The organism is Nonomuraea gerenzanensis (genome assembly GCF_020215645.1).
Classification (GTDB): domain Bacteria; phylum Actinomycetota; class Actinomycetes; order Streptosporangiales; family Streptosporangiaceae; genus Nonomuraea; species Nonomuraea gerenzanensis.
In genome coordinates this window covers 3,505,628-3,518,439 of record NZ_CP084058.1, presented here as the reverse complement: position 1 = coordinate 3,518,439, position 12,812 = coordinate 3,505,628, and the positions used below count along the sequence as shown (strand labels likewise).

Here is a 12,812-nt window from a genome sequence, read left to right as displayed (position 1 = left end):
CGGCCATCGGCATTCGCGGGCCTACTCACAGGGCATGACACGCAGGGCGCAGTGGTTGACCGCCTCGACCCACACACCCGCGGGCAGCGGGACCGGCTCGTACTCGATCGGCGAATAGTCCGGCCGGCCGCCGTGGGAGACCAGGAACGTCCACTCATCCACGCCGTGCTCCCAGACGATGACGCGGCCGTCGCCGTCGTCCCAGTCAGCGTCCATGACCTGCGGCCAGTAGTTGCGGTCGCCGTGGAAGTGCTCCCCGATCGCGTCGGCGATCTGCTGCGCCAGCTCGTCATTGATCTCGGCGATAGACGCGTTTACCGTGCTCGCGCTGTTGATTGCGGCACCGCAATCACCTGCGCGGGTGGCCATCATCGCATCGAACAGCGTGCAGCCTTCCTGCATGGCGTGCTGGATGGCCTCGCTGGCGTGGGTGGGCCCCCAGTCGGCGGTCTCCAGGATCGCGATGAGCGCGCGTTGGGCGTGCCCGTACGGTCCGGGGTCGCGGGCGAGCTTCTGGTCATCGGCCTGGTTGAGGCGGCGCATGAGGAGCAGCAGGTCTTCGGCGATGCCGCGGGTTGTGGTGTCCATGGTGGGCTCCATTCGGGGTGGCGGGAGCGAAGGTCAGATGAGGCCCATGTCGAGGAGGGGCGAGACGTGCCCGTCTGGGCAGGTGCCGTCCACCTCGATCTCGTAGCCGTCCGGACAGACCGGGGTGTCGCCGTAGATGCTCCACTCCCAGCCCTCGGGCAGGTCGATCAGGTCACGCAGCATGTTCCTGGTCCTTTCGTCCTGGCTCAGTGGCCGGTGTTGGCGCAGACGGGCTCGCCGTCCGTGGCGCGGGAGACGGCGGGGCCGTCGCAGGTGCGGCAGGTGGCGCGCTCCCCGATCACGTCGAGCGCGGTGTCGATCGCCGCGCACGCGGCCATGAGCAGGCGTCGCTTGCAGTCGAGCCCGGCGTTGCTCCGGACGACCTGCTCGAAGTCGAGCCGGTCGTCCACGGCGGCGCGGACAGCGCCGGTCAGCAGCAGCTCGACGCCGGTGTGGTCGAGGCCCCACTTGCCGGGGTCGGTGGCCTGGGCGGCGGTGAACGTGGTCACGAGGAGCGCGTCCACCAGCGAGCCGCGCTCGTCGAGCTTCTTCCGGCCGGCGACGTAGTACGGCATCGGGCGGCCGTCGTGGTACTCGATGGCGGGTGGCGTCGTCGTCGGGTTGGTCGGGGTGACCTCGTGCTCGTCGTTGTCGGGGTAACCGTCGCTCTCGCCGATCAGCTTCCAGCCGTGACGGTCGAGCAGGCCGTCCAGCGCGGGGGCGTCGTTGTCGAGGGGGACGCCGGAGTCGAGGATCGCGACGATCTTCGGCAGGGGGAACAGCGTCGTCTCGCCGTCTTCGGTGTCCTCCTCGGCTTCGGCGATGGCCACCATGTGGTGCGCGGGGAGGGGAGCGCCGTCGAGGCCGAGCGCGAAGGTGTCGGACTCGTCGATCGCGATGGCCAGGTAGCGAGTGGTCGCGGCGATCGTCTGGGCCGTGGTGGCAGCCGTCTCGGCCGGCTGGTCGCGCTCGCCGAGGTCGAAGATGACGTGCCGGATGACGACCATCTGTCCTTCGGGGGTGAGGTCGTCGTACGTGGCGTCCTCCGGGTACGACGTGGGGCCGGTGTCCTTTTCGTAGGCGAAGTGGTGGGCAGCCGTCGCGGTGACGGTGTGCAGGTTGTCCTCGTACTGCTCGGGGGCGGCCGGGTTGGTCAGCATCCGGGCGATGGTCGCGAGCATCTGGCTGGTGGTTCCGCCCGCGTAGCGGATTGCCTTGACTGTGATGAGCAGTTCGGCGTGCGTTCGGGTGATCATCGTGGTCATGTCGTTTCCCTTGTGACATGCCGCGGCCCCGCGACCGTGGCGGTTGCGGGGCCGGAGCCTGTTCGTTGATTGCGGTGCCGCTATCAGCACATGGTGTCGGATCTGTCCAGCCGGGCGGGGCCGAAGTGCGGCGCCCTCTTCGGCGTTTCGGCTGGTCAGGTGCGGTGTTTCGTGGTGTTACGTCTTCGACGTTAACACATGCAGGGGGGATACCTATACATGTGGGGGTCCAACGACTCCTCTCGATGTAACGATTTGGTTAACGCGTCAGACGCGTTCTAAGAGGTTGCACGCGCATAACGCGTCAGATGTACCAGACACGCTCTATGCGCGCGTCTGCGTTGATCTGACACGCGTACAGCGCTGATTCTGACCAGTCGCTGCCCTGAGCGTCCGGCTTTACTGCGTAGATCAGGATTTGTCGTTTTGTCGGTACGCTCGGGCTCGCATCCGCGCCCGCGCCAGCGACACCCGGCGCCGCTCCGCCTGCTCATCCTCGACTTCAACCTCAGGCGCCGATGGCGAGGTCTCGACGAGCCGGGGCTGCTCCTCGATCGACTGCCGCACCCGCCAGTCGATCCAGGCCCACCGCCCCTCTTCCACCGTCCGACGTGGCCGCGCCGCCTCCCGCTCCCGGGCACGCATCGCCCGAGCAGCAGCCGGCGACGACCACGCCAGCAACTCCCGCGCCTGCTGCGCCCGCTTGGCGTACTCGTCACTCATGACGCCAGCCACCGAAGACGCTCGGTCTCGCGCTGCAGCCGCTTCGCGTCCAAGGCGGCCCGCGCCGCCCGGTAGGTCTCCCCCGGACTTGTCGAGCCACCCGGCCCGGCCACGGGCGGGCGCGCGAGAGCTTCCGCCCTGCTCAACCTCGTCGGCTGCTCGACCGGCCCGCCGACGCGACCAGCGTGCATCGCCTGCAGCCGCTCCCGCATGACCGCCTGCTCGGCGCGGAGCTGGGCGGCAGCGGCCGCGAGCCGCTGCGACTTGCCGGGCAGGGGCCGGCCGTGCTCGTCCAGCCACGCCGACAGCCGGAACCGCACCCAGCCGGGGACGTTGCGGATCTGGTCGCGACTGGTCCAGGTGTAGGTCCAGGCCGCGCCGTCCGGCTGGTGGTCGAGGGCGTGCAGCACGTCGCCAGCGGTCCACCCAGCAGCGACGAAGACCCTGGTCAGGTGCCGGATGTACCACGGCGACAGCCGCCGCATCGTGGTGCTCTCGTCGTGGATCTTCTGGGCGGTCTGGAGCGCGTGCTTGCGAGTCCCCGGCGTGGCGGTGGCCTCGGTCGTCGTCGAGATTCGGTTTCGGCGGCGCGGAGTTGATCTTTCCTCGCGCGCGTGCGTAGGACCTTCCTTGACTCTCTTAGGGAGAGTCAAGGAAGGGGGTTCAGTTGTCGTTTTGTCGGTGCACATGTCGCCCTCGTCCAGCTCAGGGGCGGGCGTGCAGAGCACCCAGACAGCCGCCCGGTTTCCCAAGCCGTCATCAGTGAGCCCGCACTGGTTGCCCCTGCGGTAGCGGTTCGTCGTGCCCTTCTCGACGACGCCGAGGAAGCCGCGCTCACGCAGCCACCGGATCCAGCGCTTCACGGTGGACAGCGCCAGGTCGAGGTCATCAGCGATGCGCTGCTCGGTGGGACGGGTGGTCAGGGTGGTCCAGTCCGCCCAGTCGGCGAGCTTCGCCACAACCTCCGTGAGGTTGCGGTAGGCGTGGCACTTCAGCGCGAGCGCGTCAGGGTGTTGCTTGACGGCGCGGATGAACGCCTGCTGGGAGGAGGCGCGGCGCATGCCCTCGGGCACGGCCGACAGGACCGCCGCGCGGGATGGGATGAGCGAGGGTTGTGAGGCGTTCGGCCGTGGCGGGCGCCGGTGATGCGGGCGCGCCGAGGGGAACGCTTGGCGAGGTGATATCTTCTGCTCCAAGCATCTAGGGGCACCAACCCGATCGGCTCGCCTGGGCGACCAACCTTGGAGCCGGTCAGGGGTGCGGTGTCGTTGGTGATGTGAGGCGCTCTCCGCTTAGGCGGGGGGCGCCTTTTTCGTGGTCTGGTCTGGGGCGGCTCCTGAGGGGGTGGCGGTCCCGGGGGCTCTCGCCGTGTTCCGGTGGTCTCGTGTGATACAAACAATACAACTCGACGCGTCTGACGTGTCAGACACACCATAGCGCGCTGCATGCGTCTAAACGAGACGTGCGAGCGAAGATCACCAAGCGCGATCGGACGACCCCGCAGACGGCGGTTCGCGTGGGCTTAGAGGCTCGCGACCAGGCGATATCGCCAGCCCGGAGCGGCCCGCCGCGCGCCGGCCTCAACCCCTTAGGAGAAGCACGATGGCTCACGTCAGGGACCTGTGGTTCAAGACCACCACGCTGCCGGACGGCAGCATCCACCGAGAACCGACCAAGCGCCACGGCAAGGGAAAGCGCTGGTTAGCTGCTTGGACCAACCCCGAAGGTCGAGAGCAGACCAAGGCGTTCGCCAAGAAGGTCGAGGCCGAGCGCCACGGCTCACTCATGGAGGCCGACAAGGCGCGAGGGCGCTACCTCGACCCGAATGGAGCCAAGACCCGTCTGGTCGTCTTCGCCGAGAACTGGCTGAACTCGCAGTCGGCCGACCCGTCCACACGCCAGATTCGGCGCATCTACTGGGACAAGCACATCAAGCCGAAGTTCGGCAACCGAGAGATCGGCGCAATCCGGCCGAGCGAGATCCGCACCTGGGTCAATCAGCTTGAGAAGAAGCTGGCGCCAAGTACGGCCGGACGGGTACTCGCCTTCCTCGACCAGCTCTTTGAAAGTGCGGTGGACGATGAGCTGATCGCCAAGAACCCATGCGCGGCGAAGACCGTGCAGAAGCCCAAGCTGCCGAAACGGAAGATCGAGCCGTGGTCTACGGACCGCGTCCTTGCAGTGATCGAGGCGTTGCCCGAGCGGTACGCCATCATGGCGCTTCTGGGCGCTGGGTGCGGGCTTCGGCAGGGCGAGATCTTCGGTATCGCCGTGGATGACGTGGATTTCGAGGCGAGGGTCATTCACGTGCGGCAGCAGGTCAAGATGCTCAGCGCCAAGCTGCTGTTCGGCCTGCCCAAGCACGACCGCGAGCGGACGATCCCACTCCCCCAGTCAGTGGCTCGCGCCTTGGAGGAGTACCTGGCCAAGTTTCCGGCGCGGGAGGTCACTCTGCCGTGGGAGGAGCTGGACGGGCGGCCGAGGACTCTGCGGCTGATCGTCACCAGCAGGGAGTCCAAGGCGCTGAACCGCAACTACATCAACGAGTACGTCTGGAAGCCTGCCCTTGTCCGGGTTGGCGTGATTCCCAAGGATCGGCCCGCCCCGATCCCGGGCCGGCGCAACCAGGAGTATCGCAAGCACGGCATGCACGCGCTCCGGCACCACTACGCGAGCGTGTTGCTCCACGCGGGCGAGTCCATCAAGGCGCTGGCCGAGTACCTCGGGCATCAGGACCCGGGCTACACGTTGCGCACGTACACGCATTTGATGGCGGGCAGCGAGGACAGGACGCGGAGAGCCATCGACACGGCGTTCGGCGGGGTCGATCAGTCGCACGGCAAGGGCTTCAGGCGTGTACTTTTCACCTGGTCCGGGCGTCAGAAGGCGGTGGGGCGGGCGGCGCTGTAGGCTCACCGCGTCGTCGGCGGGGCGGGAGGGGCCTCGTCGTGGCACGGTAGACGGGTGACCGAACAGTGACCGAACAGGGCGCTGGATGATCAAGGGATTACCTGGTCAACTACGTTCATATGTCAGTTCTACGACGTGTAGGTCTCTCACGCCTTCCGGGACGGCCCGGCATCCGACACCGCGATGCCGGGCCGTCCCATGTTCAGCCCTTGGAGCCGGTGAACGCGATGCCGGCGATGAGCTGCTTCTGCATGATCACGAAAAGTACGATCACCGGCAGCGTGGCCACGACCGAGCCGGCGAACAACATCGGGAAGTTGGTCTGGAACTGCCCGCGCAGCGAGGCCAGCCCCGCCGAGAGGGTCATCATCTCGGGGTCGGTGTTGACGACCAGCGGCCACAGCAGACTGCTCCACGACCACATCACGGTCAGCATCCCCAGGGCGAGCAACCCGGGCCGGACCAGCGGCAGCATGATGTGCCAGTAGATCTGCAGCGGGTTGGCCCCTTCGAGCTGCGCGGCCTCGTCCAGCTCCCTGGGCAGGGTCAGGAAGAACTGCCGGAGCAGGAACGTGCCGAACGCCCCGAAGACGCCCGGCGCGATGAGCGCCTGCAGCGTGTTGAGCCAGCCGAGACCCACCATGATCTCGTAGCGCGGGATCAGGAAGAGCTCGCCGGGCACCATGAGCACGGCCAGGAAGAGCATGAAGACGGCGCCCCTGCCGGGGAAGCGCAGCCGGGCGAAGGCGAAGGCGGCCAGCGAGCACAGCAGGAGCTGCCCGGCGGTGACGGCCGCGGTGACCACGACCGTGTTGAGGAACTGCCTGCCCAGCGGAACCGTACGGAAGATCTCGGGGAAGTTCGACCACTGCCAGGAGGGCGTGAACTTCGGCGGCACGCTCAGCGACTCGGGCAGGGTCTGCAACGACACCACGACCTGCCAGGCGAAGGGCGCGATCATCACCAGCGCGCCGCCGGCCAGCACCACGTGGGCGGGCCACGTCCTGGGCCTACTCATAGTGCACCCACTTCTTCTGCAGCCTGAACTGGATCGCGGTCAGCACGAGGATCAGCCCCAGCAGCAGCACGGCGATCGCCGCGGCCAGCCCTCGCTGGTTGTGCACGAACGCCTTCTCGAAGAAGAGGTAGACGATCGTGCGGCTGCCCCTCAGCGCGGGGCTCGTCGTATCGATCATGAGGTAGACCAGGTCGAAGACCTGCAACGCGTTGATCATCGTGATCACGACGACGAAGAACGTCGTCGGCGTGAGCAGCGGGAGCGTGATGCGGAAGAACTGCCGCAGCCGTCCGGCGCCGTCGATCGAGGCCGCCTCGTAGTAGTGCCGCGGGATGCCCTGCAGCCCCGCCAGGAACAGCACGGCGTTGTAGCCGATCGAGCTCCAGACGCCGACGATCGCGATCGCGTAGATGGCCACGTCCGGGTCGCCCATCCAGTACGGCCCGTCGATCCCCACCAGTCCCAGCAGGTGGTTGATCGCCCCGAAGTCCCCGTTGAACAGGTATCTCCACGTCAGGCCCACGGCGGCGGGCATGGTGACGACCGGCAGGAAGTACAGCGTCCGGTAGACGCTCAGCCCGCGCAGCCCCGGCACGTTGAGCAGGGCCGCCACGACGATGGACAGCGGCACGCCCGCCAGCACGAGCACGGCGTAGAGCAGGGTGTTGCCGAGTGCGCCCGCCATGTCCTCGTCGCCGAGCAGGCCGGCGTAGTTGGCCGTCCCCACCCAGGTGTACCCGCCGAAGACGCCCGACTCGGTGAAGCTGAGGTACAGGGTCTGGAGAATGGGCCACAGGTAGAAGACGGCCAGGCCCAGCGCCATCGGGGCGATGAGGAGGTAGCCCCACGCCCACTCGCGCTTGGAGAGCATCCGTTACTCCTTGGCGAGGATCTCGTTCATCTGCACGGCGATCTCCTTGGCGGCGTCGGCCACCGGCCGCTTGCCCGCCCAGGCGTCGGCGAGCAGCCGGGTCTCCGCCTCCTGCCACTGCGCGGTGTTCAGCGACACCGGGTACGGCACGCCGTGCGGCATGGAGGCGTCGTAGGTCTCCTTCAGGTGGAAGGAGGGAAACGCCTTGAACCAGCCGTCCTGGGTGCCGGGGCGCAGCGAGAGGGCGCCGCCGGCGCTGTCGCTGATGATCTTCTGGGCCTGCTCGGACGCGATGAACTCGGCGAACGCCGCCGCCTCCTTCGGGTGCTCGGTCTTGGCCGAGACGGCGTTGGCCAGGCCGAGCAGGATGACGGCCTCCCGCGCGGGCCCCTTGGGCAGCGGCGCGACGTCGATCCGCTCGCGGAAGGCGGGGTCGGCCCAGTAGGTGGAGGCGAACCAGATGCCGCCGTAGAACATGCCGTACTTGCCGGACTGGAAGAGCTGGATGGGGTCGGTGTCGCCGTACACCTCCGCGGCGGGCGCGGTCTTCTCCTCGATCAGGCCGGTCCAGAACTCCAGGCCCTGCACGGAGGCGGGGTCGCCGAAGCCGCTCCGCTTGCCGTCGGGCGAGATCACCTGGCCGCCGGCCTGGAGCATCGTGTTGTAGTAGCCGACCTGGTTGAGCATCGGCGCCAGGATGCCGAACTGCTGCTTGCCCGGGTCGGTCAGCTTCTCGGCGGCGGCCTTGACGTCGTCCCAGGTCCAGTCGGCGGTCGGCGGCTCCACGCCGGCCTCCTTGAAGAGCTGCTTGTTGTACCAGAGGGCCGGGATGCTCACGTGGTGCGGCAGGGCGTACAGCTTGCCGTCGTAGCGGTAGCCGTCGACGACCGCGCCCGGCAGCCCGGCGGCCTTGGGCTCCTCGACGGGGGCGATGATGCCGCCCTTGGCGTACATGCGGACGTTGAGGCTGTTCATCCAGAAGACGTCGGGCGTGACGCCGCCGGAGGCGGCGGTCTGGAGCTTGGTCCAGTACTGCTCCCAGGGGGTGACCTCCAGCTTCACCGTGACGTTCGGGTTCGCCTGCTGGAAGGCGGCGATGATCTTCTCGGAGCTGGGCTGGTCGTTCTTGTCCCAGATGGCGTAGCTGATGGTGACCTTGCCATCGGCGGCGGTCTCACCGGACGAGCCGCAGCCGGCGGCCAGCACGGTGAGGCCGAGCAGCCCGGCCAGGGGCAGGCGGAAACGCAAGGGGTCCTCCAGGGGGTGTCTCAGGGCCGCAGGTTGGCGGTCCAGGCGGCGAGTTTGTCGTCGATCGCGGCTCTGCTGACGGGATGGCCGGGGGCGTCGGGGCGTTGCTGCCACGGGCGCGGGCCGCCGGCCGGGCGGTACTCCACCCCGAGGGCGTCGAGCCGCTTCTCGTGGGTGGCGAGCCGGGCGAGGAAGTCCTCGAAGTCGCCTCCGCCGCTCCAGACCGCCTCGGCGAAGGCGGCCAGGCGGGGAAAGGCCATGTAGTCGAGGAGCCGGGGCGAGTCGATGTGCTCGGTCCACAGTGCCGCCTGGGCGCCCAGGATCCTGGTCCGCTCCTCCTGGCTGAGACCGGCCGGGACGGGGTCGAAGGCGTGCACCGCGCGCAGCGAGGTCACGCTGCCGATCGGCACGGGCTCCTGCTCGCCGCCGGCCTGCCGGAAGTCCAGGTAGGTCTCGGCGAACGGCGAGACGACCACGTCGTGGCCGGCCCGCGCGGCCAGCGTCGCGCACCTGTCGCCGCGCCACGCCGCCACGGTGACCCCCGGAGGCAGGCCGCCCTCCAGCAGTTCGTCCCAGCCGAGCGGCTTGCGGCCCCTGGCGAGCAGGTAGTCGGTGAAGTGGCGCATGAGCCAGCTCTGCAGTTCCTCGGCGTCGCGCAGGCCGAGCTCCCGCATGCGCTCCTTGGCGGGCAGGCTGTCGTTCCACTGGGTCTTGGGCACCTCGTCGCCGCCGACGCAGACGTACTCGCCGGGGAAGAGCTCCAGCACCTCGTCGAGGACGTTGAGGAAGAAGGCGATGGTCTCGTCGGAGACGTTGATCACGTTCTCGCCGACTCCCCATTCCGTCCGTACGTCCAGCGGCGTGCCGAGGTTGCCCAGCTCCGGGTAGGCGGCGATGGCGGCCTGGGTGTGGCCGGGCAGGTCGATCTCCGGGACGACCGTGACGAACCGGTCCGCCGCGTAGGAGACGATCTCCCTGATGTCGTCCTGGCTGTAGAAGCCGCCGTGCGGGCGGCCGTCGGACAGGCCGTGCCGGACGTGGCCCCGGGGCGACTCGCGCCGCCACGCACCGACCTCGGTCAGCCTCGGGTACTTCCTGATCTGCAGCCGCCAGCCCTGGTCGTCGGTCAGGTGCAGGTGCAGGACGTTCAGCTTGTGCGCGGCGAGCAGGTCCACGTAGCGCAGCAGGTCGTTCTTGGTCAGGAAGTGGCGGGCCACGTCGATGAGGCAGCCGCGCCAGGCGTACCGGGGCGCGTCGGCGATCCTGACGGCGGGGACGCTCCAGGCCCGCTCCCCCGTGCGGCCGGCGCGGAACGCGGCCGGATCGAGGAGCTGGCGCAACGTCTGGGCCCCGTAGAACGCGCCGGCCGGGGCGGCGGCCTCGATCAGCACCGACGCGGCCGTGACCGTGAGCCGGTACTCCTCCGGCCCGAGCCCTTCGCCGAGCCGGATCTCGATCCCGCCGGGGCCCTCGGGCAGCGGCAGGCCGGTGGCCGGGCCGAGGACCGCGCGCAGCCAGGCCGCGGCCCTGTCCAGCCGCGGCTCGGCGGTCAGCCGGGTCGCGGCCGTGAGGACGAAGCGCCCGTCCGCCGGGACGAGGCGGCGGGGCGCCGGGATGGTGGTCACAGGGCCTCCACCGTCCGGCGCTCGCGGGCCCGCTCGGCAGCCCAGACGACGAGGTGCCCGGCGAGCGCGTCGGCCGCGCCGGCCCCGAGCGGCGCCTGGTCACCGGCCTCCACGGCGTCGATGAAGGCCCCCACGAGGCCCAGGTCGCCGCCCCCGTGGCCGTCGGCCAGCGAGGCGCCCGCCGTCGTCCCGGTGTCGACGATCTCCTCGGCGCCGGTCGTGAAGTCGACGACCCTGATGGTCCTGCCGTCGCCCTCGGCGTAGCCGTGCGTGCCGAAGACCCTGGTCCTGCGGTGTTCCAGCGGGGTGAAGGCGGTCATCGTGAACGACACGGTGGCGCCGCGCGCGAACTCCAGCATGACGACCTGCTGGTCCACCACGTCGTTGTCGCAGTCGTAGACGCAGCGGCCGTACGGGCCGGTCTCCAGGGCGTGGGTGACGCCGGCCGGCGTGGCGTCGGAGGTGACGGGCCCCAGTGGCCAGAACTCCCGGTCCGGGTCGCCGAGGCAGCCGAGGTAGAGCCGCTTGGCGGAGTAGGGGCAGGCGGGCTCGACGGCGCAGGTGACGCAGCGCCCGCCCGCGCCCTGCGGCCGGTTCTCCTGCCGGAAGTGGGTCAGCGAGCCGAAGGAGGCCACGCTGACGGGCTCGTCCTGGACGAGGTGCAGCAGCCAGTCGAGGTCGTGGCACGACTTGGTCAGCAGCATCGGCCCCGACTCGGCCTCGCTGCGCCAGGAGCCCCGGACGAAGGAGTGGGCCATGTGCCACCACCCGACCGGCTCCAGGTGCTGGACGCTGGAGACCGTGCCCAGCCGGCCACCGCCGACGAGCTCCTTGAAAGCCCTGGTGTAGGCGGTGTAGCGCAGCACGTGGCAGACGGCGAAGACGACGCCGGTGCGCTCGACGGCCTCGACGATCCCGCGGGCCTCCCGCTCGGTGGGCGCCATGGGCTTCTCCAGGAGAATGGCGTAACCCAGCTCGGCGAAGGCCACGGCCGGCCCGGCGTGCAGGCGGTCCTGCGTGGCGATGACCACGGCGTCGGCCCGCTTCGGCGCGGCGGCCAGCTCGGCCCAGCCCGGGAAGCGGGCCTCCTCCGGCAGGCCGTGCTCGTCGGCCAGGGCGTCCCGCCTGGCCGGGTCGGGATCGGCCACGGCGACGATCCGGGCCCTGCCGTCGGCGACGGCCGCCCTGGCGTAGATCTGGCCGCGGGCTCCTGCCCCGACGATGGCTAAGGTCACGCTCATGTACCGGACTCCCCGAATTAATGCGGAGTCCATAGATAGTCACGACTTCGGTCTTGCAGTCAAGCCCCTCCGTGGCGGATGATCCTGGTGGCGAGGATCATCCTCCGCTCACATAATCCGGACACCGCCGAAAAAGGAGGAGAGCCCGTGCAGGTCAGCGGTGGGGACCTTCAGCGGCTGCGTCAGCTCAACTCGCTGAACAGCATCCGGGCCCTGCGCGAGGCGCCGGGCCCGCTGACCCTCACCGAGCTGGCCACGCTGACCGGGCTGTCGCGCAACTCCGTCATCGACGTCATCGCCGACCTGCGCGAACGCGGCTGGATCGCCGAGGTCGAGCCCGCCTCCGGCGGCATGGGCCGCCCCGCCAAGCGGTACCGCTTCCGCGCCGACGCCGGCCGCGTGCTCGGCATCGACATCGGGGTCCACAAGGTCCTCGCCGTCGTCACCGACCTCGCCGGCCGGACCCTGTCCAGCGGCAGGGTCGCCGTGGACGCGGACACCACCCAGCGCGATCGGCTGCGAGCCATGTGGCGGGCCGTGGACGCCGCGCTCGTCGCCGCCGGCCTGGACGACTGCGACCTGTGGGGCGTCGCCGTCGGCAGCATCGGCGTGGTCAACAGGGAAGGCATGGTCACCCGCGTCAAGGCGCTGCCCGACTGGGAGGGGGTCGACCTGGCCGGCCACCTCGGGCAGCGCTTGTCCTGCCCGACCACCGTCGAGAACGACAGCAAGCTCGCCGCGCTCGCCGAGCAGCGGCTGGGCGTCGCGGCGGGCGTCCACGACCTGGTCTACCTGCACGCCGGCCGGCGGCCCGGCGCCGCGCTCATCCTCAACGGCCGCCTGCACCACGGCTTCAGCGGCGCCACCGGCGAGGTCGGGCTCATGGAGATGACCGGCTGGCGCACCATGGCCTCCCACTTGGAGGACGCGCCCGCCGCCGAGGGCAGCACGCCCGAGGACGCCGCCGGGCGCGTCTTCACGGCCGCCCGCGCCGGTGACCCCGGCGCCCTCGCGGCCGTCGACACCTACGCCCACCACCTCGCGCTCGGCACCGCGGCCATGGTCCTGACGCTGGACCCGGAGCTGGTCGTGCTCGGCGGCGGCTTCTCCCGCTCGGCCGACGTCCTGCTGCCCGCCCTGCGCCGCGCCCTCGAACCTCACTGCCTGCGCGTCCCCGACATCCGGCCCTCCACGCTCGGCGAGGAATGCGTCGCGCTCGGCGCCGCCTGCCTGGCCCTGGACCACGTGGACGAGCACTTCTTCTCACCCGACGGCTCGATCTCGCGCCCGGCCGCGCCCCAGCGGCTCGCCTGACCGATCCGG

General features: G+C 69.8%; 12 protein-coding genes. 2 read left to right on the top strand and 10 right to left on the bottom strand.

From position 1 onward, the window contains the following. Positions 1-21: 21 nt before the first annotated feature. From LCN96_RS16725 to LCN96_RS16705, 5 genes are all read right to left on the bottom strand, one after another. Positions 22-588 (bottom strand): hypothetical protein, encoded by a 567-nt coding sequence (locus tag LCN96_RS16725; RefSeq protein WP_225273555.1) that lies wholly within the window; start codon positions 586-588, stop codon positions 22-24. A gap of 33 nt (positions 589-621) precedes the next feature. Next, positions 622-771 (bottom strand): hypothetical protein, encoded by a 150-nt coding sequence (locus LCN96_RS16720; protein WP_185112792.1) that lies wholly within the window; start codon positions 769-771, stop codon positions 622-624. 23 nt (positions 772-794) lie between these two features. Beyond that, the gene (locus LCN96_RS16715) at positions 795-1,853 is read right to left on the bottom strand and encodes a hypothetical protein (RefSeq protein WP_225273554.1); all 1,059 of its coding nucleotides are present in this window, start codon (positions 1,851-1,853) and stop codon (positions 795-797) included. 411 nt (positions 1,854-2,264) lie between these two features. Then, on the bottom strand, positions 2,265-2,576 hold the full coding sequence (locus LCN96_RS16710; protein WP_225273553.1) for a hypothetical protein: 312 nt from the start codon (positions 2,574-2,576) through the stop codon (positions 2,265-2,267). Further along, positions 2,573-3,649, bottom strand: a complete 1,077-nt coding sequence (locus LCN96_RS16705) for a hypothetical protein (RefSeq protein ID WP_225273552.1) — start codon at positions 3,647-3,649, stop codon at positions 2,573-2,575. Before LCN96_RS16705 ends, LCN96_RS16710 begins: the two co-directional genes overlap by 4 nt. Before the next feature lie 529 nt (positions 3,650-4,178). Between LCN96_RS16705 and LCN96_RS16700 the strand changes: the two genes are divergently transcribed. After that, positions 4,179-5,486 (top strand): tyrosine-type recombinase/integrase, encoded by a 1,308-nt coding sequence (locus tag LCN96_RS16700; protein ID WP_225273551.1) that lies wholly within the window; start codon positions 4,179-4,181, stop codon positions 5,484-5,486. Between the two features lie 202 nt (positions 5,487-5,688). Here the strand turns inward: LCN96_RS16700 and LCN96_RS16695 are convergent, their stop codons facing one another. From LCN96_RS16695 to LCN96_RS16675, 5 genes are read right to left on the bottom strand one after another with little or no spacing between them, the layout of a single operon-like run. Beyond that, positions 5,689-6,504, bottom strand: a complete 816-nt coding sequence (locus LCN96_RS16695) for a carbohydrate ABC transporter permease (RefSeq protein ID WP_225273550.1) — start codon at positions 6,502-6,504, stop codon at positions 5,689-5,691. Continuing rightward, a complete protein-coding gene (locus LCN96_RS16690) occupies positions 6,497-7,375 on the bottom strand; it encodes a carbohydrate ABC transporter permease (RefSeq protein WP_225273549.1) in 879 nt (292 codons plus the stop codon). The genes LCN96_RS16695 and LCN96_RS16690 overlap by 8 nt, the downstream gene beginning before the upstream one ends. A 3-nt stretch (positions 7,376-7,378) precedes the next feature. Beyond that, the gene (locus LCN96_RS16685) at positions 7,379-8,623 is read right to left on the bottom strand and encodes an ABC transporter substrate-binding protein (RefSeq protein WP_225273548.1); all 1,245 of its coding nucleotides are present in this window, start codon (positions 8,621-8,623) and stop codon (positions 7,379-7,381) included. A gap of 20 nt (positions 8,624-8,643) precedes the next feature. Next, positions 8,644-10,248, bottom strand: a complete 1,605-nt coding sequence (locus LCN96_RS16680; RefSeq protein WP_225273547.1) for a beta-N-acetylhexosaminidase — start codon at positions 10,246-10,248, stop codon at positions 8,644-8,646. Further along, positions 10,245-11,489 carry a Gfo/Idh/MocA family protein gene (locus LCN96_RS16675; protein ID WP_225273546.1) on the bottom strand — a complete coding sequence of 415 codons (1,245 nt, stop codon included), beginning with the start codon at positions 11,487-11,489 and terminating at the stop codon, positions 10,245-10,247. Before LCN96_RS16675 ends, LCN96_RS16680 begins: the two co-directional genes overlap by 4 nt. Positions 11,490-11,636: 147 nt before the next feature. Here LCN96_RS16675 and LCN96_RS16670 point away from each other — a divergent pair, with 147 nt between their 5' ends. Then, positions 11,637-12,803 (top strand): ROK family transcriptional regulator, encoded by a 1,167-nt coding sequence (locus tag LCN96_RS16670; RefSeq protein WP_225273545.1) that lies wholly within the window; start codon positions 11,637-11,639, stop codon positions 12,801-12,803. The last annotated feature ends 9 nt before the right edge of the window (positions 12,804-12,812 follow it).